The 24,365-nt window shown below is 41.2% G+C and carries 18 protein-coding genes; 12 read left to right on the top strand and 6 right to left on the bottom strand.

The window, feature by feature from the left end; genetic code table 11:
* The first annotated feature begins 18 nt into the window (after window positions 1-18).
* The 7 genes from dltA (at window position 19) to HMPREF2686_RS05450 (ending at window position 7,680) form a co-directional block, all read left to right on the top strand.
* Window positions 19-1,569, top strand: a complete 1,551-nt coding sequence (gene dltA / locus HMPREF2686_RS05480) for a D-alanine--poly(phosphoribitol) ligase subunit DltA (protein ID WP_021154127.1) — start codon at window positions 19-21, stop codon at window positions 1,567-1,569.
* On the top strand, window positions 1,566-2,819 hold the full coding sequence (gene dltB, locus HMPREF2686_RS05475) for a D-alanyl-lipoteichoic acid biosynthesis protein DltB (protein WP_049492700.1): 1,254 nt from the start codon (window positions 1,566-1,568) through the stop codon (window positions 2,817-2,819). The genes dltA and dltB overlap by 4 nt, the downstream gene beginning before the upstream one ends.
* Window positions 2,820-2,834: 15 nt before the next feature.
* Window positions 2,835-3,074, top strand: a complete 240-nt coding sequence (dltC, locus tag HMPREF2686_RS05470; protein WP_003002265.1) for a D-alanine--poly(phosphoribitol) ligase subunit DltC — start codon at window positions 2,835-2,837, stop codon at window positions 3,072-3,074.
* Window positions 3,067-4,335: a D-alanyl-lipoteichoic acid biosynthesis protein DltD gene (dltD, locus tag HMPREF2686_RS05465; RefSeq protein WP_070449562.1), complete on the top strand. Its 1,269-nt coding sequence runs from the start codon at window positions 3,067-3,069 to the stop codon at window positions 4,333-4,335. Before dltC ends, dltD begins: the two co-directional genes overlap by 8 nt.
* Before the next feature lie 251 nt (window positions 4,336-4,586).
* On the top strand, window positions 4,587-4,811 hold the full coding sequence (locus HMPREF2686_RS05460) for a hypothetical protein (protein WP_021154124.1): 225 nt from the start codon (window positions 4,587-4,589) through the stop codon (window positions 4,809-4,811).
* 97 nt (window positions 4,812-4,908) lie between these two features.
* Complete coding sequence (aspS, locus tag HMPREF2686_RS05455) at window positions 4,909-6,663, top strand: aspartate--tRNA ligase (protein ID WP_049471790.1); 1,755 nt, start codon at window positions 4,909-4,911, stop codon at window positions 6,661-6,663.
* Between the two features lie 75 nt (window positions 6,664-6,738).
* Window positions 6,739-7,680: a YitT family protein gene (locus HMPREF2686_RS05450; RefSeq protein ID WP_003009152.1), complete on the top strand. Its 942-nt coding sequence runs from the start codon at window positions 6,739-6,741 to the stop codon at window positions 7,678-7,680.
* Between the two features lie 35 nt (window positions 7,681-7,715).
* Here HMPREF2686_RS05450 and pulA read toward each other — a convergent pair whose 3' ends face one another.
* From pulA to HMPREF2686_RS05420, 6 genes are all read right to left on the bottom strand, one after another.
* On the bottom strand, window positions 7,716-9,782 hold the full coding sequence (gene pulA, locus HMPREF2686_RS05445) for a type I pullulanase (RefSeq protein ID WP_070449559.1): 2,067 nt from the start codon (window positions 9,780-9,782) through the stop codon (window positions 7,716-7,718).
* 8 nt (window positions 9,783-9,790) lie between these two features.
* Window positions 9,791-10,774 carry a LacI family DNA-binding transcriptional regulator gene (locus tag HMPREF2686_RS05440; protein WP_070449556.1) on the bottom strand — a complete coding sequence of 328 codons (984 nt, stop codon included), beginning with the start codon at window positions 10,772-10,774 and terminating at the stop codon, window positions 9,791-9,793.
* Between the two features lie 11 nt (window positions 10,775-10,785).
* On the bottom strand, window positions 10,786-11,598 hold the full coding sequence (locus tag HMPREF2686_RS05435; RefSeq protein ID WP_070449553.1) for a DUF1189 family protein: 813 nt from the start codon (window positions 11,596-11,598) through the stop codon (window positions 10,786-10,788).
* Window positions 11,599-11,741: 143 nt separating this feature from the next.
* Complete coding sequence (locus HMPREF2686_RS05430; protein WP_021154117.1) at window positions 11,742-12,584, bottom strand: sugar ABC transporter permease; 843 nt, start codon at window positions 12,582-12,584, stop codon at window positions 11,742-11,744.
* A 1-nt stretch (window position 12,585) separates the two neighbouring features.
* Window positions 12,586-13,881 carry a sugar ABC transporter permease gene (locus tag HMPREF2686_RS05425; RefSeq protein WP_023919930.1) on the bottom strand — a complete coding sequence of 432 codons (1,296 nt, stop codon included), beginning with the start codon at window positions 13,879-13,881 and terminating at the stop codon, window positions 12,586-12,588.
* Between the two features lie 127 nt (window positions 13,882-14,008).
* Window positions 14,009-15,265 (bottom strand): extracellular solute-binding protein, encoded by a 1,257-nt coding sequence (locus tag HMPREF2686_RS05420; RefSeq protein ID WP_070449550.1) that lies wholly within the window; start codon window positions 15,263-15,265, stop codon window positions 14,009-14,011.
* 448 nt (window positions 15,266-15,713) lie between these two features.
* Between HMPREF2686_RS05420 and malQ the strand changes: the two genes are divergently transcribed.
* The 5 genes from malQ to nrdI all read left to right on the top strand — a co-directional run bounded on the left by malQ (window position 15,714) and on the right by nrdI (window position 24,326).
* Window positions 15,714-17,240 carry a 4-alpha-glucanotransferase gene (gene malQ, locus HMPREF2686_RS05415; RefSeq protein WP_070449547.1) on the top strand — a complete coding sequence of 509 codons (1,527 nt, stop codon included), beginning with the start codon at window positions 15,714-15,716 and terminating at the stop codon, window positions 17,238-17,240.
* 72 nt (window positions 17,241-17,312) lie between these two features.
* Window positions 17,313-19,571, top strand: a complete 2,259-nt coding sequence (gene glgP / locus HMPREF2686_RS05410) for a glycogen/starch/alpha-glucan family phosphorylase (protein WP_070449544.1) — start codon at window positions 17,313-17,315, stop codon at window positions 19,569-19,571.
* A gap of 486 nt (window positions 19,572-20,057) precedes the next feature.
* A complete protein-coding gene (locus HMPREF2686_RS05405) occupies window positions 20,058-22,868 on the top strand; it encodes a GbpC/Spa domain-containing protein (RefSeq protein ID WP_070449541.1) in 2,811 nt (936 codons plus the stop codon).
* 425 nt (window positions 22,869-23,293) lie between these two features.
* Window positions 23,294-23,809 carry an ABC transporter permease gene (locus HMPREF2686_RS05400; RefSeq protein ID WP_070449538.1) on the top strand — a complete coding sequence of 172 codons (516 nt, stop codon included), beginning with the start codon at window positions 23,294-23,296 and terminating at the stop codon, window positions 23,807-23,809.
* A 61-nt stretch (window positions 23,810-23,870) separates the two neighbouring features.
* Window positions 23,871-24,326, top strand: coding sequence for a class Ib ribonucleoside-diphosphate reductase assembly flavoprotein NrdI (gene nrdI, locus HMPREF2686_RS05395; RefSeq protein WP_070449535.1), 456 nt, complete (start codon window positions 23,871-23,873; stop codon window positions 24,324-24,326).
* Window positions 24,327-24,365: the final 39 nt, after the last annotated feature.

Below are 24,365 nucleotides of genomic sequence, written 5' to 3'. Positions count from 1 at the left end.
AAAAGGAGACTCCTAGCCGTGTCAAACCAACCAATTACTGATATGATCGAGACAATTGAACGTTATGCGCAACTACAACCAGACTATCCTGTCTACAATGTCCTTGGTGAGGAGCATACCTATGGCCAATTGAAGGCTGATTCAGATAGCTTGGCTGCCCACATCGACCAAATGGGACTTCCTGAAAAGTCACCTGTAGTGGTCTTTGGTGGTCAAGAATATGAAATGTTAGCAACCTTTGTGGCCTTGACAAAATCTGGCCATGCCTATATCCCAATTGATAGCCACTCTGCCTTGGAGCGCGTGTCTGCCATTGTTGAAGTAGCAGAGCCAAGCTTGATTATTGCCATCAATGAATTTCCATTGGAAAACCCAGCTGCTCCAATCATGTCCTTGGAGCAAGTGCGTGAAGCTTATGCGGCTCAGCATGCCTATGACTTGAAACATCCGGTCAAAGGGGATGATAACTACTACATCATCTTTACCTCAGGGACAACTGGGAAGCCAAAAGGGGTGCAAATTTCGCACGATAACTTGCTCAGCTTTACCAACTGGATGATTACGGACAAGGAATTTGCAACGCCAGAGCGTCCGCAAATGTTGGCGCAACCGCCCTATTCCTTTGACTTGTCTGTCATGTACTGGGCACCGACCTTGGCTCTTGGAGGAACGCTTTTTGCTCTTCCATCAGCCATTACTCAAGACTTCAAACAACTCTTTGCGACCATCTTTTCTCTTCCGATTGCTATCTGGACTTCAACACCATCTTTCGCAGATATGGCTATGTTGTCTGAAGATTTCAATGCTGAAAAAATGCCAGGAATCACCCATTTCTACTTTGATGGGGAAGAGTTGACAGTCAAGACTGCTCAGAAATTGCGCGAGCGTTTCCCAAATGCACGCATCATCAATGCCTACGGCCCAACAGAAGCAACTGTAGCTCTTTCGGCTGTAGCCGTAACAGATGAGATGTTAGCTACTTTGAAACGTCTGCCAATTGGTTACACCAAAGAAGATTCTCCAACCTTCATCATTGATGAGGCAGGAAACAAATTGCCAAATGGTGAGCAAGGGGAGATCATCGTATCTGGCCCAGCTGTTTCAAAAGGTTATATGAATAATCCAGAGAAAACAGCAGAAGCCTTCTTCGAATTTGAAGGTCTTCCAGCCTACCATACGGGAGATGTCGGAACCATGACGGATGAAGGCCTCCTTCTCTACGGTGGACGGATGGACTTCCAAATCAAGTTTAACGGTTATCGTATCGAGCTAGAGGATGTCTCTCAAAACTTGAACAAATCGAAGTATATTGACTCAGCAGTTGCGGTACCGCGTTATAATAAAGATCACAAAGTTCAAAATCTCTTGGCCTATGTCATCTTAAAAGAGGGCGTCAAAGAACAATTTGAGCGCGAAATTGATATCACGAAAGCCATTAAGGAAGATTTAGAAAACATCATGATGTCTTATATGATGCCTTCAAAATTCCTCTATCGTGACAGCCTGCCATTAACACCAAACGGGAAAATCGACATCAAAGGGTTGATTAGCGAGGTTAACAACCGATGATCGAGTTTTTGAAACAGCTCCCTCATTTAGAACACTATGGAACACCGATCTATTTTATCTACCTCATTCTAGCTTTTTTGCCGATCTTTGTGGGCCTCTTTTTCAAAAAGAGATTTCCGGTCTATGAAGGACTGGTGAGTCTGATCTTTATCATTTTGATGCTGACAGGTTCGAATCTCAAGCAAATTTATGCCCTGCTCTTTTACGTAGTCTGGCAAATTTTGATTGTGTATTCCTACAAGATTTATCGTCAGAAAGCGGACAATAAGTGGATTTTCTATCTTCATTCCTTCTTGTCTGTCTTGCCTCTAATCTTTGTGAAGGTAGAGCCAGCAATCAAGAATGGGCACCAATCCTTGTTTGGATTTTTAGGGATTTCGTATTTAACCTTCCGGGCTGTCGGAATGATCATCGAAATGCGAGATGGTGTCTTGAAAGAATTCACACTCTGGGAATTCTTACGCTTTATGCTCTTTATGCCGACCTTCTCAAGTGGGCCGATTGATCGTTTCAAGCGTTTTAATGAGGATTATAACGCTATTCCTGAGCGTGAAGAATTATTGGATATGTTGGAGCAAGCTGTTAAGTATATCATGTATGGCTTCCTTTATAAATTTATCCTAGCTCATATTTTTGGTCACTTATTGTTAGGACATGTGCAGACCTATGCCTTGTCTCAAGGTGGATTCTTCAATATCGGAACGCTGGGAGTCATGTATGTTTATGGCTTTGACCTCTTCTTTGACTTTGCGGGCTATTCGATGTTTGCTTTAGCAGCTTCAAATTTGATGGGAATTAAAAGTCCAATCAACTTTGATCGTCCCTTTAAATCACGTGACTTAAAGGAATTCTGGAATCGTTGGCATATGAGTTTGTCTTTCTGGTTCCGTGATTTTGTCTTTATGCGTCTCGTGATGGTATTGATGCGCAATAAAGTATTCAAGAGCCGAATTACCACCTCAAATGTTGCCTATATTATCAATATGTTGGTCATGGGCTTCTGGCACGGGGTGACCTGGTACTACATCGCTTATGGGCTCTTCCATGGGCTTGGACTGGTTATCAATGATGCTTGGATTCGTAAGAAAAAGACCATCAATAAAGAAAGAAAAGCAAAAGGATTGGATCCTATACCGGACAATCGTTGGACCAAAGCTTTGGGGATCTTTATCACCTTTAACACAGTGATGCTGTCCTTCCTGATTTTCTCAGGATTCTTGGATCAACAATGGTTTCCAAAATTGAAATAAAAGGAGAATAGAAAAATGGATGTAAAATCACAAGTAATTGAAATTATTGACGAATTGTTTATGGAAGATGTCTCAGACATGATGGATGAGGATCTCTTTGATGCTGGTGTCCTTGATAGTATGGGAACAGTCGAATTGATTGTAGAACTGGAAAATCGCTTTGGCATCCGTGTTCCTGTATCTGAATTTGGACGCGATGATTGGAATACTGCTAACAAGATCGTAGAAGGTGTAACGGAGCTTCAGAATGCTTAAGCGTTTGTGGCTGATTTTAGGGCCCGTATTTTGCGCGCTCCTCATGGTAACAGCTTTATTATTCTTTTATCCAATCAATCATAAGCACAACTATACCGAAGAGAAAAAAGCTGCGGTTAGTCTGAATGCAGAAGGATTCAAGAGTCGTACAAAGAAACAAGAAGCACTTTCTGATCCACAGCATCGCTTTGTCCCTTATTTCGGCTCCAGTGAATGGTTACGTTTTGATGTGGTGCATCCAGCAGTTTTGGCTGAGAAATATGACCGCAATTATAGACCCTACTTTTTAGGAGAGCGTGGTGCGGCTTCTTTGAACCAGTATTTTGGGATGCAACAGATTTTGCCAGAACTCAAGGACAATACAGCTGTTTATGTAGTTTCTCCGCAATGGTTTACCAAAAAGGGATACGATTCCTCTGCTTTTCAACAATTCTTTAATAGCGATCAGTTGAATAGCTTTATTACCAATCACCAACAGGATGCTGCATCCCAGTATGCTGCAAAGCGTCTGTTACAACAGTATCCAAATGTCGCCTTTCAAAGTGTTGTAACGAAAATTTCTCAAGGAAAGAAAATTTCCAGATTTGATCAGTCTTTGAACCAGTTTGTTTCCCACCTTGTCCAACGCGAAGATGCTTTGTTTAGTAATCTTGCAACGCGTACAAACGGGAATTACGATAAGAAGGTCAAAAAACGTCTACAAGATTTACCAGATCAATTCTCATATGAGAAATTGGAAGAAATTGCAACGGCTGAAGCAAAAGTCAAAACCAATAACAACGACCTTGGAATCAGCAATCATTTTTACAATACTCGTTTAAAAATGAAGTTGAAGAAACTAAAAGGTTTCCAAAAAAACGAATCCTATGTTCAATCTCCTGAGTACAATGACTTGCAGTTGGTTCTAGACCAGTTTGCTAAATCTCGGACCAATGTTATCTTTGTCATTCCTCCAGTAAATGCCAAATGGATGAAATACACAGGCTTGAGCCAAGAAAAGTATGAACAGGCTGTTCAAAAGATTCGTTACCAATTGGAAAGTCAAGGATTCACCAATATTGCAGACTTTTCTAAAGATGGTGATCAGCCCTACTTTATGGAAGATACGATTCATATGGGATGGAATGGTTGGCTAGCCTTTGATAAAGCGGTCAATCCCTTTGTCACAAAGGCTGAAAAAGCACCAACTTACCATCTAAATGATCGCTTCTTCAGTAAAGACTGGGCCCAATATAAAGGGACACCAGATGAATTTAAATAATGCTTGATCAAAGGGGGCAGGATCGAATCCTGGCTCCTTGATTTGTGAGGAAAGTTACGAGAAAGTCACAAATAAGCAAGAGAGTTATCCACAGGCTGTGGGAAACTTGCTTGTAAATGGATGAAAGCAAGTCCTGATGCTGACGACGCTTCCTCTTTTGAGGGGGCAAAAAGTGAAAGTTATCCACATTTTTGTGGATAAGTGATAAAAAACAGTGGATAAGTCAGCTGGTTTGTGAAAAGGAGAATAGTGTGAAAAAAATTTGGTTTTACGCAATCGTTCAGGGAATTGTGATCTTTTTTATTGTGGGTGGCATGACCTATGTACTTAGGGGAGATTTCTTTTTCCGCTACCTATCCCCTATTTTTGGACTAGCAGCAGCTGTCTTGCGATTTGGGACGGCGACTTTAATGAAGGTGCTAGCACCCACTCTCTACGATGATCCCAAAAAGAAAGAAGAGAGCCACGATAATTAAAGAAGTTGGTGACTGAAAAAGTTGAGCTAAAGGCCACTTTCTGCTGGTCTTTATGGTAAAATAGAAGGAAGAATATTAGTTTGGAGATTAATTAGAAATGAAACGTTCAATGTATGCTGGACGTGTTCGTGAAGAACACATTGGAACTCGTATTACCTTGAAAGGATGGGTTAGCCGTCGTCGTGACTTGGGTGGTTTGATCTTTATCGATCTACGCGACCGCGAAGGGATCATGCAATTGGTGATCAATCCAGAAACAGTTAGTGCAGAAGTGATGGCTACAGCTGAAAGCATCCGTAGTGAATATGTTGTAGAAGTGACAGGTCTTGTGGAAGCTCGTGAACAAGCTAATCCAAACTTGCCTACAGGAGCAGTAGAACTCAAGGTAGAAGCTATTACGGTTCTCAATACTGCAAAAACTACACCATTTGAAATCAAGGACGGAATTGAAGCCAATGATGATACCCGTCTTCGTTACCGTTACTTAGACCTTCGTCGTCCTGAGATGTTGGAAAACCTCAAACTCCGTGCAAAAGTGACCCATTCGATTCGCAATTACTTAGATGAATTAGAATTTATTGATGTGGAAACACCCTTTCTTTCTAAGTCAACTCCAGAAGGAGCACGCGACTACTTGGTTCCTTCCCGTGTCAATAAGGGTCATTTCTATGCCCTTCCACAAAGTCCTCAGATTACAAAACAATTGTTGATGAATGCTGGATTTGATCGCTATTATCAAATTGTGAAGTGTTTCCGTGATGAGGATTTACGGGGAGACCGTCAACCTGAGTTTACACAGGTCGACTTGGAAACTTCTTTCTTGAGTGATCAAGAAATCCAGGATATCACAGAAGGCTTGATTTCACGTGTCATGAAAGAAACCAAGGGAATTGAAGTAACACTCCCATTCCCACGGATGAATTATGATGATGCTATGGCCTTGTATGGTTCAGATAAACCAGATACACGTTTTGAAATGTTGCTCCAAGACTTGACAGAGCTTGTCAAGGGTGTAGACTTCAAAGTCTTCTCAGAAGCTCCAGCAGTTAAGGCGATTGTTGTCAAAGGTGCAGCGGATCATTACTCTCGTAAAGACATCGATAAATTGACAGAAGTTGCGAAGCAATACGGTGCGAAGGGCCTTGCTTGGGTGAAATATGCTGAAGGTGCTTTGAATGGTCCTGTTGCGAAGTTCTTGACAGACTTGACAAGTGACTTGACAGCTGCTTTACAGTTAGAAGACAAAGATCTAGTTCTCTTTGTAGCAGATACTCTTGAAGTAGCCAATGCAACGCTTGGTGCTTTGCGTGTTCGTCTTGCGAAAGAGCTTGACTTGATTGACAACAATCAATACAACTTCCTTTGGGTAGTGGATTGGCCAATGTTTGAATGGTCTGAAGAAGAAGGCCGTTATATGTCTGCTCACCATCCATTTACACTCCCACAAGCTGAAACAGAGCATGAATTGGAAGGCGATCTTTCAAAAGTTCGAGCAATTGCCTATGATATCGTCTTAAATGGCTATGAATTAGGTGGAGGAAGCCTACGGATTAATCATAAAGATTTACAAGAACGGATGTTTAAGGCACTTGGATTTACAAAAGAAGCTGCCAATGAACAATTTGGTTTCTTGTTGGAAGCAATGGATTATGGTTTCCCACCACATGGAGGATTGGCGATTGGTTTGGACCGCTTCGTGATGCTTCTTGCAGGTGAAGATAATATTCGGGAAGTCATTGCCTTTCCTAAGAATAACAAGGCGACAGATCCAATGACACAAGCTCCTTCTGTCGTTTCTGAAAAGCAATTGGATGAGTTAAATCTTCAAGTGGAAGTAGCAGAGCAAGAATAGGACAAGAGAGAAAAGGGAGAGTCTAGGAATCAGTTGCTCTAAGATTTTCCTTTTCTTCTAATCGATGGATTGAAAATGAAAAAAATTCGCTTTCATAAGCTATTTCGCTATCATGTGCGGCGACTAGCTTATAACATTAAATTATTGCGCGTGCTGAAGAGCATCTCCCGTGAGAAATACGATGAAAAAGTGTCAGCTTCCTTGCTGTATGGTTTTCTATCAGCGATTGCCGTCAACTTCTTCTTTCAACCAGGACATGTATACTCCAGCGGTGCAACAGGTCTAGCTCAGATTTTATCTGTTCTGAGCCAACGCTTTATTGGCTTTACGATTCCCGTTTCCTTGACCTTTTATGCCATCAATATCCCTTTGATGATTGTGGCTTGGTATCAAATTGGCCATAAATTTACCATCTTTACCTTTATTACGGTTTCGATGAGTTCCCTCTTTATTCAGTTCGTGCCAGTGATTACGTTGACCAACGATCCGATCATGAATGCCCTATTTGGTGGGGTTGTCATGGGAACAGGGATTGGTTTTGCTCTTCGGAACAACATTTCCAGTGGGGGAACGGATATTGTCAGTTTGACGATTCGAAAACGGACAGGAAAGAATGTCGGCAGTATCTCCTTTTTGGTCAATGGGACCATTATGTTGATCGCTGGTCTGACCTTTGGTTGGAAGTATGCTCTTTACTCTATGATTACCATCTTCGTATCGAGTCGAGTAACGGATGCTGTCTTTACCAAGCAAAAACGGATGCAGGCAATGATCGTAACGAGCCAGCCGGATGCCATTATTGAAAAGATTCATAAAAAATTGCATCGTGGAGCAACCATTATCCACAATGCAGAAGGAACCTATAACCATCAGGAAAAAGCGGTTCTGCTGACAGTTATTACGCGTGCAGAGTTTAATGAATTCAAATATATTATGAAAAAAGCTGATCCTCAGGCTTTTATCACCATTTCAGAAAACGTTCATATCATTGGACGCTTTGTGGAAACAGAAGAATAAAAATAAGGTCCCACATTGTGGTGACCTTATTTTGTTTATTCAGCTTCTCGGAGAAGGAGCCAACTATGGGCGGAAATAGAAAGTTCCTTTCCTTTAGGAATAGGTGTTTGGAGATTTGCATGAGGATAGGCAAATAGCAGTTGACTATCGCTCGGATGTTGATAGGTCATGTCCTGATCACCGATATTAACGAGAATCGTTATTTTTTCACGATTTTTTTCAATCGTGTAGATAAAATGATAATCAGACAACCATTTGACATCACAGTAATCTCGAATCTCTTGTCCTTTTTTCAAACGAAGGAGAGGTTGCGATTTCCGGTAAGCAATCAATTCTTTAAGAAAAGCAAGTTCTTCTTGGCATTTTGAAAGGGATGTCCAGTCCAATTGGTTGAGACTATCTGGCAAGTTATAGGTGTTATCTTCGAGCCCTTTTGTGCGGTAAAATTCTTGACCAGCATGGATAAAAGGTACTCCTTGGGATAATAATACCAAATGAAGAGCGAGGCGTGAGAGAGCTTTTCGCTCCTCTAGACGAATCTCTTCTTTTTCAAGTTGGAAATAATCAAAAACAGTTGCATTGTCATGGCATTCGACGTACTGAATGGCTTGTTGAGGTTGGATGAAATGAGCAGGTCCTACTTTCCCGACATTTGCTGTTAGGATATTAGAAAAATCATTGGCTGGATGTTGACTATCACAACGGTGACCGACTAAGAGTGCTCTCTTGACCGTATCCCGGAAATTATCACTGAAAAAGCCAAAATCTGGTAATCGTTTTGAGTTGTACTGGTGAGCGAGCTGATCTTCAGAGAGGCTTGTATCCATCTTCCACCCTTCCCCATAGAGATAGACATTAGGATAGATTTTACGGAGCTCCTCTGCAATCTCTGTCATGGTTTGAATGTCTATGATTCCCATCAAGTCAAAGCGAAAACCATCAAAGCCGTAGAGGGAAACCCATTGCTTGAGGGATTGCTTGATATAGTGTCTTACCATGGAACGTTCACTTGCGACATCATTCCCACAGAAGGTTCCATTAGTCCTCTCTCCTTCTGCATTATAGCGGTAGAAATAACCGGGTACGATTTGTTCAAATGCATACTCATCGGCCTGGTAGACGTGATTGTAGACCACATCCATGATAACACTGAGATTAGATTGGTGATAGGTTTCAATAGCATCTTGGAGCTCCCAAATCCGTGCATAAGGATCGTTGGGGTCACTGGCATAACTACCTTCTGGAACATTGTATTGGACAGGATCATAACCCCAGTTATAGGCTTTCCATTGATTCTCTTCATCAACACTACCGAAATCATAGACAGGAAGTAACTGTACATGGGTAATGCCAAGTTTTTGAAGGTAATCAAATCCAAGGATTTGACCATTGAGTTGAGGCGATTCTGTCAAGCCTTTAAACTTACCAGGGTGTTTAAAGCCGGCCTCTTTTTGGACAGAGAAGTCCCGAACGCTCATCTCGTAGATGATTGCTTCTGTCGGGTCTAGTTGATGAGCAGCACGTGTGATAGGACGTGTGATCTTCTTGCGGTCGACGACTAAGCTATCTCCAGAGTTTGCTAAAGAGGATAGAGCATAGGGATCGTGGATCCGACGTTCTAGGTCATTGACACGGAACTCATAGTGGTAGGCAGCTCCTTCCCAGTCCCCTTTAAGCAAAAGTTCCCAGACTCCATTTTCTGTACGATGCATTGGATAGACCTGATCTTCGATATGAAGGGTCACATCTTGCGAAATGGGTGCCCAGAATTTAAATTGCGTCTGATTTGGTGTGTAAAAACTTCCTAAATCTTCTCCAGTATAGGTGAAGGTTTGATCGAAAATGGGTTTGCGAACGATGTTTCGATAGTGGAGTATAGAAGAATTTCCAGTAGCATCGTAGATGGTGTACTCTTCTCCGAGTTCAAGTGGAATAGGGCTTAAGAAATAGTCTCCTGTGTCAGTCGCTGCACTTGACGTTTTGACAGGGATTAAGGCAAGATGACCTTGGTTCGTTTTCAAATAAAAAGGAAGGATATGCTCCTCTCCCTTTTGGATACGAATGAGGTCTTGGTCATCTAAATAAGCAGTAAATGTAGACATAAAGACTCCTAAAGTTTCGTAATGGTATGGTCAATCAATTGACGGTAGCAGACGGTTTTTCCTTCTTTGTGATCTTTGATGATTTGAAGGATGGTCCGGACAGATTCACGCCCGAGTTCCACCGCATTGATGTCAATATAGGCTTCAATATCGAGTCGTGGCTTGATCGAATCAAAGGAAATAATCGGGATTGTCAGCTGGTGTTCTAATAGGTATTGGCGCACCCCTTCAGCAACGAGAATATCGGTCGTCATAATCGCATCTAGTTCTGTTAACGGTAGACTCTCCATCATTTGATAAGAATTATCTTCTAACATAAACCCAAATGAAAAATGAACGAGTTTTTCATCGAGAGGAATCCCTGCTTTTTGGAGGGCTTCTTTATAACCTTGGTAGCGGTCTTGAGACACAAACAGCTCTTTGTTTCCCCCGATAAAAGCAATTTTTCGGTAGTTTTGTTGAATGAAATAATCTGTCGCATCAAATGCAGCCTTGATATTATCATTATCCACTAGCGATACAAAAGGTGAAGCTGCCTTTCCGAGAATGAGGAAGGGGAACTTGTCTTTGATCGCAAATTCAACGAGGGGATCATTCGGGTTGGAATAAAGGAAAATCAAACCATCTACACGATTTCCGTAGATGAGTTGTTTGAGGTTGTCGAGCCGCCGTTCTTCATTTTGCCCCGTACAGATTTGGATGGCATAATCATTGTCTGACGCGATCTGGGTAATCCCTCTTAAAACAGTTGGGAAGAAAGGATTCTGGTAGAAGACGTCACTGTCGATTGGTAGGACCAAAGCAATGACTTGACTAGATTGGCTGACAAGGCTGCGAGCATTAAGATTGGGATGGTAGTCCAATTCGACCATGGCCTCACGGACACGTTTTTTTGTTTCATCACTAATCGTGGATTTGTTTTGGATGACGCGCGTGACAGTTGAAGGCGCGACGCCAGCGAGTTTCGCCACATCTTTGATGGTAACACGCATGAGAAAACCTCCTAGTGGTGATAGTCTGGATCACGGAAGTGGGTCTTATAAAATACCATAGCAAGATAGAGTACAAATAAGACATTTTGGATCATGATCGTCGTAGTAAATACTTGATGGAATAGTAAACTGATGAAGACACTCAGTAAAATAGGGAGTCCCAAGCAATTCAGAATACAATTGAAACATTCCTTGAAAGTTTGTAGTGAAAAGAGTCGAGATTTTCGTGTCAAGTAGAGGAAGAAAGATGCCCCTACGATGAGAATCAAATAATTGACTGTCGATAAGAAGCCAGAGAAAATCACGAGAAAGAGACTGACAGGGAGTCGATTTTCACGGAACCAATCGCTAGAGATAGCTTGAGTGAAGCTTTTTTTATCCCGGAGGCTCTCTTGATTGATAGCCTGGTATGAGACGGTAGCGAGTTCTTTATTTTCTTTTGAGATGATCAACTGTTTTCGACCAAAATGGAGGGTTAACTCCTTGCCTTCACTCGCCTTTGCTTCTTGGCCCAAGACAACCTGTCCTTTTGAAGTCTTGTGTACAGGGCTAGTTCCTGTATAGGTGAGCTCTTGGTCTTTGATCACGACGTGTTCTTGGATATCTTTCATGACGTCATTTGATAAGGGATCAAACACATCGCTGACAAAGGTTGTTAAGGGATAGGTTTTGAGTTGAGCGTTTTGAAGAGCCACTGGTAATAGTGTGACAGAAATCAGAAAGAAAGAAGTAAAAATCATTTGGAACCAACTCAGATTTTTGCGGTTTGCAAAAGAAGAGCGGAAATTGAAGATACTTGCGAAATAATTAAAAGGATAGGGCATGAGATGACCTTTCTAAACATAAGAGAATCAGAGGTGCAAAGAGGAATATCTTTGATTGATTTTATTCTTAACGAAGGGTAGTAAAGCATCCACCATACTACCCTTAACTTAAAAATAAAATGTGTTTGAAATAAGGTTCTATTTTATCCTTTATCCCCACCAGCTGTCAAGCCTGAAACAAAGTTCTTTTGTAGGAAGAAGAATAGGATACAGATTGGAACCGCGATCAAAATAGCACCGGCTGCAAAGAAGGCGATTTTTTGATTTTTTTGGTCACTGATAAAGGTTTGAAGACCAACGGCTACCGTATAGTTCACTTCGTCACGAAGCAAGAATTTAGACAAGATATAGTCTCCGAAAGGCCCCATGAAAGCCCAAAGTGCTTGAACGGCAATCATTGGACGAACAAGAGGAAGGACGATTTGCCAGAAGCGACGGAAGTGTCCAGCTCCATCCAATTTCGCAGATTCATCGAGGGAAATTGGAACAGTATCAAAGTATCCCTTCATCAACCAGGCATTCATTGGAATACCACCACCAACATAAAGGAAGATCAAGAACCAAGGTTGGTTCAAGGCATTCAGCATCAAAGCCATAACGAAGAAGGCTGTGAGGGCTGCCATGGTTGGGACCATTTGAATAATCAAGAAGAAGACCAAACTTTGTTTACGCGCCAAGAAATTGTAACGGCTGTATGCGTAACCTGCGAAGGTAACGATACTTGTTTGTACAATCATGGTGATAATGGCGATAACCAAGGTGTTCATATACCAAGTGCCATAATGGGTTTCAGAGAAAAGTTTTGAGAAGTTATCAAAACTAAGATTGCCACTAAAATCAAGTGTAAAGGCACTGACATTCCCTGATTTGAAGGCTGATAGAACCGTAATCAACAATGGATAAATGATAACGATTGAAAGAACCACCATGTACAGGTAAGTCAAGAAATGATTGAGGCGGCGTTTAAATTGAACTGAATTTTTCATTTTATACATCCTCCATATCAAATGCATGTAGTTTCTTGAAGGCAACCATAGAGATGGAGATCACAATCACAGAGATAATCAAGGTTACCGCTGCAGCCATTGAATATTGAGGAGAAGAATTGGTTGTCAACTTGTAGATCCATGAGATCAAGATATCTGTAGATCCGGCGTTTCCTCCGACAGAACCAGGTCCCCCATCGTTAAACAAGTAAATGATGGAGAAGTTATTAAAGTTGAAGGTATATTGACTGATCAAAGTTGGAGCTGCAACAGCCATAATCATTGGGAAAGTGATGCTGCGGAATTTTTGCCAACCGTTGGCACCATCAATATAAGCAGCTTCGTAAAGATCGTTTGGAATAGATTGAAGAATCCCTAAAGTCAAGACGTAGATGTAAGGGAAGCCGAGCCAACCTTGCATCATAATCAAAGCAATTTTTGTCCAGGTAGGATCTGTTTTCCAAGGAATCAAAACGCCATCTAAGAATGGGAAGATCTTCGCAAACAATGGGATAACTTGTGCATTGATAGCACCGACACTATCGTTAAACATATTTGAGAATGTAAGGATAGTGATGAAGGCTGGAACAGCCCAAGGAAGCAGAAAGATAACCCCAAAGATTCGTTTTCCTTTTACGAATGGTTGGTTTGCAACAATAGCGGTCAAGATACCGAGTACGATTTGAAGAGTAGAAGCTGCGAGGGCCCAAATCAAGGTCCAGCCAAGAACCGATGTAAAGGCTGAGCGGAAGGTACTCAAGGTCCACATATTAGTGAAGTTTTGGAACCCGATCCAATCAAGCAAGGTTGTTGGAGCGGTATGTTTGAAGTCGTAGTTGGTAAAGGCGATCATCAAAGTTACTAAAACTGGGAAGATAATCGCAAATGTCATAGCAATGTATGAAGGAATAATCAATAAATATGGGAAGCCATTTTCATAGATGGCTTGAACCATTTCTTTCAAGGTTTTTGGAACGGCAATCCCGTTGTTGATGCGTTTAGCAACTGTTCCAGCATCCTTAATATTTAAGGCATAAAATAGGAAGTAAACAACAGTGATGATCAAGTGGAAGGCGCCACGAATCAAGATAAAGAGAGAATTATCTTGTCCACGGACGGTTCCAAGTGTAACCAATTTCGCTAATTCTCCAGCTCCAATTCCTAGGAAATAGGCGAGAAAGAGAATGGTTACGGCAAGAAAAATATAGCCTTTGGTTTTTTGTTTGTTATAAATTTGCCCAAGACCCGGGATCAAAGAGAGCCACATAGCCTTTTTAGGGTTTTGTTCTGTAGTCATTCAAATCTCCTTATAATGTCCTTGCCAGAGAGCAAGAAGACAAGTCAGACAGTCAGTTGTGTTTGAAAATTGAACATAAGAGGTTGGGACTTTGTCTCCAACCTCTTACTCACACCTAAAAACTGTCTTATTTGCTACCGAATTTTTGTTCGATGGTTTCTTTAATCAATTTCACTGCATCGTCAGCAGATGCTTTTGCAGATTTTTTACCACTTACAGCATCGAAAAGCATAGTAGCAGCTGGATCCCAAACCGCACTCATTTCTGAGATATTTGGCATTGGTTGAGCGTTCTTGAATTGATCAACAACGGCAGTTGTCAATTCATCGTTTTTGCTAACCGCATATTTACGAGCTTCTGTGTTGGCAGGAACTTCATTGGTCTTGTCAAACAAAGCTTTTTGTTGGTCAGTACTTGTCAAGAAGTCAATGAATTTTTGAGCGCCATCAAGGTTTTTCGCACCTGCAGGGATAACCCAAGCTTTACCACCACCAAAGGCAGCATATTGTTTTCCGTTTGGAAGAGTTGGAATCGTTGCGACACCGTAGTTTACTTTAGCTTCTTTCAATGAAGCAGCTTTCCAAGGACCATCGATGATAGCAGCTGTTTTACCTTCTTGGAATTGTGTTTGGATGAAGTTAGCAGCAGCTTTTGTATCTTGCAAACCTTTTGGCCATTTAGCATACCAAGTTTTTGCATATTCGATACCATCGACAGAACCTTGGTTGTTCAATCCAATATCTTTAGGATCTGTACCGTCTTTACCAAATACATAACCGCCGTTACCTGAAAGTAAACCGTAAGTGTAGTAGAAGTTTGTCCAGTCAGCTAAGAAGGCAGTTGTTTTACCAGGTTCGCTAGCGAAGTCGTACTTGCTATCTTTTGCAAGATTTTCAAGATCACCAAATGTTTTTGGAGCTTCGCTTACAAGATCTTTGTTATAGTAGAGAACCAAAGTTTCGATGACAGCAGGTGCACCGTAAACTTTACCACCGTTTGTTACAAGAGCTTCAGTTGTTTTATCTGTATGGCTATCTTTGTTTAAAGTCACTTCAGCCAATTGACCATCGCTACCAAGACCACCTACACGGTCGTATGGAGCCATCATTACGTCTGGAGCTTTTTTAGATTGGTTATCAAGAGAAAGGTTATCTAATCCACCAAGAGCATCACCAGTCTTGATGTTAATTTTTACGCCATTTTCTTTTTCAAAAGCTTTTGCAGCTTCTTCAACATAAGATTTGTAGCCTTTGTCTACATAGACGTTGATTTCTTTACTTGCCTCAGAAGAACCTGATGAGCTATTGCTACAAGCAGCAAGTAAGAAGCCGGCAAAACCAACTGTACCAAGTACAGCAGCACTACGTAAAATTGTACGTTTCATGATTTATTCCTCCTAAAGAATAAAAAAAGATAATAATTAGAAACCGTTTTAGACAAACGTTTTCCTAAAACGTCTTAAGTATATCACAAGGCGAAAACGTTTGCAAGTAGTTTTAAACAATTTTTTTAAAAATATTTTAATTCCGAACTTTCTTCTATAAAGTGCATCAAATTCGTTGACATTAGGCAAAGGAAAGAATACACTAAGGGAGTGAGGACATTCTGAAAAAAGTTAAAAAGTTTTTAAGAAATCCCTTGCAGAAAATATGGAAAAAGTTTATAATGACATGGTACGCAAACGTTTTCGCAAAAATTGCGTAAACTGAGTTGCGCCTGTTCGATTTTTAACAAAGAGTAGAGCCGCTTGAGAGCTGGATACGACTCTGCAACGATACCCATACCGTGCACCGAATCGCAGGCTTCAAAGAAATAAAAAGAGGTGGTAACCCATGAAAAAACGTCAAAGTGGTGTTTTGATGCACATTTCTTCCCTTCCTGGACAATACGGGATCGGATCATTCGGTCAATCAGCATATGATTTTGTTGATTTCCTCGTTCGGACCAAGCAACGTTACTGGCAAATCTTGCCGCTTGGTACAACTAGTTATGGAGATTCTCCATACCAATCTTTCTCAGCTTTTGCTGGGAACACTCATTTTATTGATTTCTATCTTTTGATCGAGCAAGGTTTGTTGACAGAAGCAGACCTTAAAGGAGTGGACTTTGGTCAAGATCCTACTCAAGTGGATTATGCAAAGGTTTTCGAACAACGTCGTCCCTTGCTTGAAAAAGCAGTTGCGAATTTCTTAAAATCAAGTGATCAAAAAGAATTCCAAGCCTTTTGCCAAGCCAATGCTTCTTGGTTGGAGCTCTTCGCAGAATACATGGCTATTAAAGAACACTTTGATTTGAAAGCTTGGACAGAGTGGCCAGATGCAGCTATTCGTGCACGTGAACCAAAAGCTTTGGCTCAATACCGTGAAAAATTGGCGGATCAATTGACTTACCATCGTGTGACTCAATTCTTCTTCTTCCAACAATGGTTGGCCTTGAAAGCTTATGCCAATGACCATCACATTGAAATCGTCGGAGATATGCCAATCTATGTAGCGGAAGATTCAAGTGACATGTGGGCGAACCCTCATCTCTTCAAAACAGATAAAAACGGGAAAGCGACTTGCATCGCAGGATGCCCGCCAGATGAATTCTCAGCAACTGGTCAACTTTGGGGGAACCCAATCTATGACTGGGAAGCAATGGACAAAGATGGCTACCAATGGTGGATTGAACGCTTGCGTGAAAGCTTCAAGATCTACGACATCGTGCGGATCGACCACTTCCGTGGTTTTGAGTCTTACTGGGAAATCCCTGCTGGATCAGATACAGCAGCACCAGGTAAATGGGTTAAAGGTCCTGGCTACAAACTCTTTGCAGCTGTGAAGGAAGAGCTCGGTGATTTGAACATCATCGCTGAGGACCTTGGCTTTATGACAGATGAAGTCATCGAACTTCGTGAAAGCACTGGCTTCCCAGGAATGAAGATTCTTCAATTTGCCTTCAATCCGGACGATGAAAGTATCGATAGCCCTCACTTGGCACCAAACAATTCTGTGATGTATACAGGAACACATGATAACAACACAGTTCTTGGATGGTACCGCAATGAAATCGACGATCCAACTCGTGAGTACCTTGCCCGTTATACTAACCGGAAAGAGTACGAATCTGTACCGCATGCGATGCTTCGTACAGTCTTTGCTTCCGTCAGCTTCATGGCGATTGCTACTATGCAAGACTTGCTCGAATTGGATGGTTCAGCTCGGATGAACTTCCCATCAACTCTTGGTGGTAACTGGTCATGGCGGATGACAGAGGATCAATTGACTCCAGCTGTCGAGCAAGAATTGCTTGATTTCACTACGATCTATCGTCGTGAAAACAAAGACTTGAAAGAAGTTAAGAAAGCAGAAAAATAATCGTTTTAGAAAGTTTGCTGATTTCAGCAAACTTCCCCCTATTAAATTGTTGAAACAAAGGAGATACCCAACATGGAATCATTACAAAAATATGTGATTGATCATCATCAAAAAACAATTGCAGAATGTTCAAATGAAGAATTGTACCTTGCTTTGCTTAATTACACCAAGCAAGCAAGTGCCCAAAAGAAAATCAATACTGGTAAGAAAAAAGTTTACTATATCTCAGCTGAGTTCTTGATCGGTAAACTCTTGTCTAACAACTTGATCAACTTGGGTCTTTACGACGATGTCAAAAAAGAATTGTCAGATGCTGGTAAAGACTTGATCGAAGTCGAAGAAGTGGAATTGGAACCATCACTTGGTAACGGTGGTTTGGGACGTTTGGCGGCCTGCTTTATCGACTCTATCTCAAGCCTTGGTTTGACAGGGGATGGGGTTGGTTTGAACTACCACTTTGGTTTGTTCCAACAAGTCCTTAAAAACAACCAACAAGAAACCATTCCAAACGCATGGTTAACTGACCAAAGCTGGCTCGTTCGTTCAAGCCGTAGCTACAAAGTGCCATTTGCACACTTCACATTGACTTCTACCCTTTATGACATTGATGTTCCTGGTTACAAGATTGATACCAAGAACCGTTTGCGCTTGTTCGACTTGGATTCAGTTGATTCATCTATTATTGAAGATGGTATTAACTTTGACAAGACAGATATCGCTCGCAACTTGACCCTCTTCTTGTACCCAGATGATAGTAACCGTCAAGGGGAATTGCTCCGTATCTTCCAACAATACTTCATGGTATCAAACGGTGCTCAATTGATCATCGACGAAGCCATCGAAAAAGGAAGCAACTTGCATGACCTTGCTGACTATGCTGTTGTACAAATCAATGATACTCACCCATCAATGGTCATCCCTGAATTGATCCGTCTTTTGACAGAACGTGGTATTGGAATGGATGAAGCGATCTCTATCGTACGCAGCATGACAGCATACACCAACCACACAATCCTTGCGGAAGCCCTTGAAAAATGGCCACTTGAGTTCTTGCAAGAAGTGGTCCCTCACCTAGTTCCGATCATTGAAGAATTGGACCGCCGTGTTCGTGCTGAATACAAAGATCCAGCTGTTCAAATCATCGATGAGAATGATCGCGTACATATGGCCCACATGGATATCCACTACGGATACAGTGTAAACGGGGTTGCAGCTCTCCATACAGAAATCTTGAAGAATTCTGAGTTGAAGGCCTTCTACGATATTTACCCTGAAAAATTCAACAACAAAACAAACGGGATTACCTTCCGTCGTTGGCTCATGCATGCCAACCCAACCTTGTCACACTACTTGGATGATATCCTCGGACGTGACTGGCACCATGACGCATCTAAATTGGAAGACCTTCTTTCTTATGAAGATAAAGATGCAGTCAAAGCAAAATTGGAAAACATCAAGTCTCACAACAAACGGAAATTGGCTCGTTTCTTGAAAGACCATCAAGGTGTGGAAATCAATCCAAATTCTATCTTTGATACCCAAATCAAACGTCTTCACGAATACAAACGTCAACAAATGAACGCTTTGTATGTGATCCACAAATACTTGGACATCAAAGCTGGAAATATCCCTGCTCGCCCAATCACTGTTCTCTTTGGTGGTAAAGCAGCTCCTGCCTACACTATTGCACAAGATATCATCCACTTGATCCTTTGCTTGTCTGAAGTGATTGCAAACGATCCAGCAGTAGCTCCACACTTGCAAGTCGTTATGGTAGAAAACTACAACGTGACTGCTGCAAGCTACTTGATTCCAGCTAGCGATATTTCTGAGCAAATCTCCCTTGCTTCTAAGGAAGCTTCAGGTACTGGTAACATGAAATTCATGTTGAATGGTGCGTTAACACTTGGTACTATGGATGGAGCAAACGTGGAAATCGCTGAATTGGTTGGACGTGACAACATCTACATCTTCGGTGAAGATTCAGAAACTGTAATCGATCTATATGAGAAATCAGCATACAAATCAGCGGACTTCTATGAACGTGAAGCTATCAAACCATTGGTAGACTTCATTATCAGCGATGCCGTTCTTGCAGTTGGGAACAAGGAACGCTTGACTCGTCTTCACAAGGAATTGATCAACAAAGACTGGTTCATGACTCTTCTTGACTTGGAAGACTACATTGTCACCAAAGAACGTATGTTGGCTGACTACGAAGACCGTGATGCATGGTTGGATCAAGTCATCGTTAACATTGCGAAAGCAGGATTCTTCTCATCTGACCGTACGATCGCTCAGTACAACGAAGATATCTGGCACTTAAACTAATTACTAGTTATTAGACCAAGGTTCTTAGGACCTTGGTCTTTTTCATTTCTTGTTATTTGGGAAGAAAAAGGAAGGAATTTAAAGAATGGACACTTCTGTAAACAGTGTTGTTTTTTTGAATTTTTCCGAGCCGGCAGGGAAAAAATTACATAATTTTTTATTTTAACCTTCAAATCTAATCTATTGGCATAAAAAAATACTTCCCCTAAAAAAGCCTTCCGGTGAAATTTATAAAAAGAGAAACCAGGATGAAAATCCTTGAAAATAAAGGATTTTTCACAGGTGCTTACATATATTTTCAACTAAAAGATGAGGAAGGTCCGGAAGGTTTGGCGTTTCAAGTTGTTATATCTTTAAAGTAAAATAAAAAATTAAAACGACAAATATTTAAAAATGGTTGATTGTGATACAATGAAGTTAACTGGAAGTAGCATATTTTTGCCTCTACAGTGAGATTTTTTTAAACAAAAAAGGAGAGTTTTGAAAATGAAAAGCTATCGTGAACATGTTTCGAAGCAGGAAAAATTTTCAATTCGTAAGTTATCAGTCGGTGTTGTTTCATTGGCCATCGCTGGATTGGCTACTGTTAATACCTACGGAGCAGAAGTGAAAGCAGATGAGGCAACAGCGCCTGCAACTGAAGCGACTACTACGGATACAGCAACAAGCGATGCAGCTGTTGCAACAAGTTCTAAGTTGACATCTACAACTGTGACAGAAGGAAATAAAACAGTTACGACGACTTATGTAGAATCACCAGAACTTGAAAAAGCAAAAGCTGATGCAGCTACAGAAGGTGTGACCGTTACAGAAGAAGCGGAAAAAGTCCAACCATCTATCGCAGCAGCAGAAGCAGATAATAAAGCTCAAACAGCTGAAATCAACACAGTCGTTGAAAACTACAAAAAGGCCAAAGCCGAGTATGAAGCAAAATCTCAAGAAATCACATTGATTGAAAAGAGAAATGCGGATGCGGAAGCAGATTACCAAAAGAAAACAGCAAAGTACAATCAGGAAAAGGCAGCTTATGATAAAGCTTTAGAAGAGTACAATACTAAAAAAGCAGCCTACGATGCCAAAGTAGCCGAAAAAGCAGCAGCCGATAAGGCCAATGCAGATGCCAAGGCTAAGTATGATGCAGAAATGGCTGTTTACAATACAGCTAAAGCGCAATATGACAAAGATTTACAAGAATACCAAGCTAAGAAAGCTCAATACGATAAAGATAAAGAAGCTTATGGTAAGTTAGTTGCTAAGAAAGCAGAAGAAGATGCTGCTAAAGCTAAGTATGAAGTTGAGCTTGCAAAATACAATGTAGACCTAGAGCAATACGGCAAAGATTTTGCTACTTATCAAACAAAACTTGCTGAATATCAAACAGCTTTGGCACAGTACAAAGATGCTAAAGCAGCCTATGATAAATACATGAATGATAATGGTTTCCAAGATCTAAAAGATGTTGAAACTGTTCAAGATTTGACCTTCCAACGTGAAGGTGGAGCTACTCATACCATTGATGGTATCAGTACTTATCTCACTCGTGATGCCCAAGCTCGTTTGAATACCAGCAATGTGCATCAGTATGATTCCAATAAATTGGAAGCTTCAGATATTGTAGCAACTAGTCCTTGGGCCAATAATGAAACTGAATTTATTCAAATTAAAGAAGGTGACAAATTTGTTGTAACCTATGACAATTTGAATCAGTCCAGCATGCGTGAAAATAAAAAGGATATGCATCCAATCAAGCGCGTGATTTACCGTTATGAGATTCTAAGTCTCCCATCAAATGATGGCAAAGGAATTGCAGCTATTAGTGCGGACCCAACTGTTACTATGACAGTCGGTGCTTCAACAGACCAAAATAAACCAGTTAAAGTTGCTGTAGATGTTGAATTCTATGATGGTGATGGCAATAAGTTTGATTTGACACAGCACAATGCGATTGTCGCTTTGAACTCCCTTAACCACTGGACGGGTGCTTCCTATGTAGATAGTGGGGATAAACCTCGTGCCCTTACAGTAGAAGCTAAAGATAAAAATGGCAACACCGTTCGTGGAACTTGGAACCCATATGCAGATGGTTCATCAATGAGCATTGAAAACAATGCTGTTGTAGTTAAAAATGGAACAGCTGACTTTGGTACTGCGGACGTCACTATCTCTGCTGAAAATCCGATTAAGATTGTGGCTCAAAACGCAACATGGAATGGCAGCGAATTTGCAGTTAGTGAAGAAACTGTGATTGATGCAACATCTGTTAATGCTTCAGGAGCTGGGAATGGTCATGATATCGGAACAGATGAATTCACATTAGATGGTAAAGATGATGTGATCGGTTCTTATACGATTGATCCAACTTCAGGACGGATCATCTTCACTCCTAAGAAGAAATTTGAAAATGTAGAGCACCAAGAATCTGTAAATGTTGGGAATAATAAATACATTCCAATTCCAAATTCAAGTGTTACTTATGATTCTGCTACAAAAGAGGTAACATCATTTAAAGATAACCAATACATTGAACACGGATCAATCTTTAATGGTGAATCTTCAACGACTCTTGAAGGTTGGGACAATCCATCTTCTCCATACCTCTATTATGGTGGGGCAGGCTTGAAGATGTCTGATGGTCACTTGGTATTTACGGCCAATGGAGCTAATGCTGCTGGTCAACCAACGGTTTACTGGTTTGCCATTAACTCAAATGTTGGTATTCCAAAAAATCCAGGTGAAGCGCCAAAAGAGCCAACAAAACCAACAGAACCTAAGGCACCAACACCACCAACGATTACAATTGAAGTACTACCTGCGGAACCAAGCAAACCAGAAGAACCTAAAGGTCCAACGGCTCCAAAAGAACCTAACTACACTGTGATCATAGTTGATGTGAAGGAACCAAAAGCACCAACTCCACCAACCCAACCAACCCCACCGACTCCTGAAGTTGTTCCAAATACGAATCCGGTGAAACCGGAAGCTGAAGTGAAATGGCATAAGAATAAAGTGGTAACGGAAACAGACATTCCAACTCCACCAACACCAGTTCCTCCAACTCCACCAACTCCATACAACCCACCAACACCAATTGTTCCACCTACACCAATCGTTCCACCAACTCCAGAGGTTCCAACCGAACCAACTCCTGAAGTTCCGGAACAGCCTGTACAACCTGCGCAACCACAAACACCTGCGCTTCCAAATACAGGTACAGAAAGCTCAGCTGCAGCTGTTCTTGCAGGTGCGATGGCTGGATTGCTTGGATTGGGTCTTGCACGCAAGAAAAAAGAGGATTAATTCTTATCCCTTTCGTTCATTTATCTAAGTAAAGAAAGTCAGAAGGCAAGTCCTTCTGGCTTTTTTGATGGAGTGATGACCAAATAGTTGAGAAATAGAACAGAATAGTTTTTGGATAAGGAGAGGAAATGGCTTTTATAGACCAAATCGTGTCAAAATGAAGCAGAATAGAAATGGATGACACAAGAAGAAGAGAATGAGGTATACTGGTGGTGTTCGAATGAAAGTTTATAGGACTCCGTTATATCTCTAATCATTCCAATGATACAGTTGCGATGGCTTTTCATCTTTTGCACCCATTATTTTCCAAATGAATTTCATTTGAACGTATCAGTGATCAGGCAAGTGCTTCCACGGTTTTGAGGCGCTTGCCTTTCTATCTGTATCGCGATATAATAGGGTGTAAGAAATGAAAAGGAGTTTGTATGAAAAAGAAACCTATCTATCTTTACATCCTGTTATTTTTCTCTACGGTTGGAACCCTAACTTCAGCTGTTTCAACCTTTGGAGCTTCAAAGAGTTTTAAACTGACAGATGATTTTGCTAAACAACTTGGTTTAACAACGGCTCAAGACAAGGCTGACTATGTGACATATTATGAGAAATCGGCCCAACTCAATCAGTCTCCGCTAACCTTTTTATTTGTTTCTCTGATTCTGATTGCCTTGCTTGCAACTTTCTATTTCCTCTTTATGAAGCAGGATCTGTTAACAGCCCATTATACTTACATGGGGCAGATTTTGTTAAGTCAAGCCTTCTCTTGCTATAATTATTTTGCAGGGCGTCCACTATTAGCTAGTTTTTCAACCCCGTCCCTTCGCCAACGATATCTGGCATCTTCGTCCATTGCGTTGTTACTCTTGACTGCTTTATCTCTTCTCTTCCTTGGAATTGTTTTGTATAAAACCTTGCGTTTGAGAAAAGCTCAAGCTAGGGCATAATAGATAAGTTTGAATGGAGCTCTCTTAGAGGATAAGAGAGCTTCTTGATTGGAGAAAAAAGATGAAAGTATCCTTTGTTTATATTAGTCTGAGTGGAAATACAGAGAGTTTTGTCCGCCGTTTAAGTGACTATTTGCTGGAAGTCCATCCCGGACTTGAAATCGAGAAAGTTCATGTGAAAGACCTGGTCAAAGAGGGCCAGCCCTTCTTTGAAATGACCAATCCTTTTATCACTTTTTTGCCTACCTATTTGGAGGGTGGAAATGGTGTTGACAATGGCGATGTGGAAATTTTGACGACAGATGTTGCGGATTTTATTGCTTACGGAGACAACGCCAGCAAGTGCTTAGGAGTGGTTGGATCAGGCAATCGGAATTTTAACAATCAATATTGTTTAACCGCTAAACAATACAGCCAACGCTTTGGTTTCCCTATGTTAGCCGATTTTGAAATGCGGGGGATGTTGGGAGATATTAAAAAAGTAGCGGCCATTGTAGAAGATTTGTACCATCTTTAAAATAAAGAGAGGCTGGGACAAAAGTCCTAGCCTCTTAAT

Source organism: Streptococcus sp. HMSC057G03 (assembly GCF_001808745.1).
Classification (GTDB): domain Bacteria; phylum Bacillota; class Bacilli; order Lactobacillales; family Streptococcaceae; genus Streptococcus; species Streptococcus parasanguinis_Z.
Note: the sequence above shows the minus strand (reverse complement) of the source record. Positions and strands in the feature narration are given on the sequence as shown.

What these genes read in the sequence shown, in the direction of transcription:
- malQ (WP_070449547.1), top strand. Translation starts at nt 15,714, where the DNA reads ATGAAAAAACGTCAAAGTGGTGTTTTGATGCACATTTCTTCCCTTCCT.
- HMPREF2686_RS05450 (WP_003009152.1), top strand. Translation starts at nt 6,739, where the DNA reads ATGAAAAAAATTCGCTTTCATAAGCTATTTCGCTATCATGTGCGGCGA.
- HMPREF2686_RS05435 (WP_070449553.1), bottom strand. Translation starts at nt 11,598, where the DNA reads ATGCCCTATCCTTTTAATTATTTCGCAAGTATCTTCAATTTCCGCTCT.
- nrdI (WP_070449535.1), top strand. Translation starts at nt 23,871, where the DNA reads ATGAAAGTATCCTTTGTTTATATTAGTCTGAGTGGAAATACAGAGAGT.
- aspS (WP_049471790.1), top strand. Translation starts at nt 4,909, where the DNA reads ATGAAACGTTCAATGTATGCTGGACGTGTTCGTGAAGAACACATTGGA.
- HMPREF2686_RS05420 (WP_070449550.1), bottom strand. Translation starts at nt 15,265, where the DNA reads ATGAAACGTACAATTTTACGTAGTGCTGCTGTACTTGGTACAGTTGGT.
- HMPREF2686_RS05425 (WP_023919930.1), bottom strand. Translation starts at nt 13,881, where the DNA reads ATGACTACAGAACAAAACCCTAAAAAGGCTATGTGGCTCTCTTTGATC.
- HMPREF2686_RS05400 (WP_070449538.1), top strand. Translation starts at nt 23,294, where the DNA reads ATGAAAAAGAAACCTATCTATCTTTACATCCTGTTATTTTTCTCTACG.
- dltC (WP_003002265.1), top strand. Translation starts at nt 2,835, where the DNA reads ATGGATGTAAAATCACAAGTAATTGAAATTATTGACGAATTGTTTATG.
- HMPREF2686_RS05430 (WP_021154117.1), bottom strand. Translation starts at nt 12,584, where the DNA reads ATGAAAAATTCAGTTCAATTTAAACGCCGCCTCAATCATTTCTTGACT.
- HMPREF2686_RS05405 (WP_070449541.1), top strand. Translation starts at nt 20,058, where the DNA reads ATGAAAAGCTATCGTGAACATGTTTCGAAGCAGGAAAAATTTTCAATT.
- HMPREF2686_RS05440 (WP_070449556.1), bottom strand. Translation starts at nt 10,774, where the DNA reads ATGCGTGTTACCATCAAAGATGTGGCGAAACTCGCTGGCGTCGCGCCT.
- pulA (WP_070449559.1), bottom strand. Translation starts at nt 9,782, where the DNA reads ATGTCTACATTTACTGCTTATTTAGATGACCAAGACCTCATTCGTATC.
- dltB (WP_049492700.1), top strand. Translation starts at nt 1,566, where the DNA reads ATGATCGAGTTTTTGAAACAGCTCCCTCATTTAGAACACTATGGAACA.
- glgP (WP_070449544.1), top strand. Translation starts at nt 17,313, where the DNA reads ATGGAATCATTACAAAAATATGTGATTGATCATCATCAAAAAACAATT.
- dltD (WP_070449562.1), top strand. Translation starts at nt 3,067, where the DNA reads ATGCTTAAGCGTTTGTGGCTGATTTTAGGGCCCGTATTTTGCGCGCTC.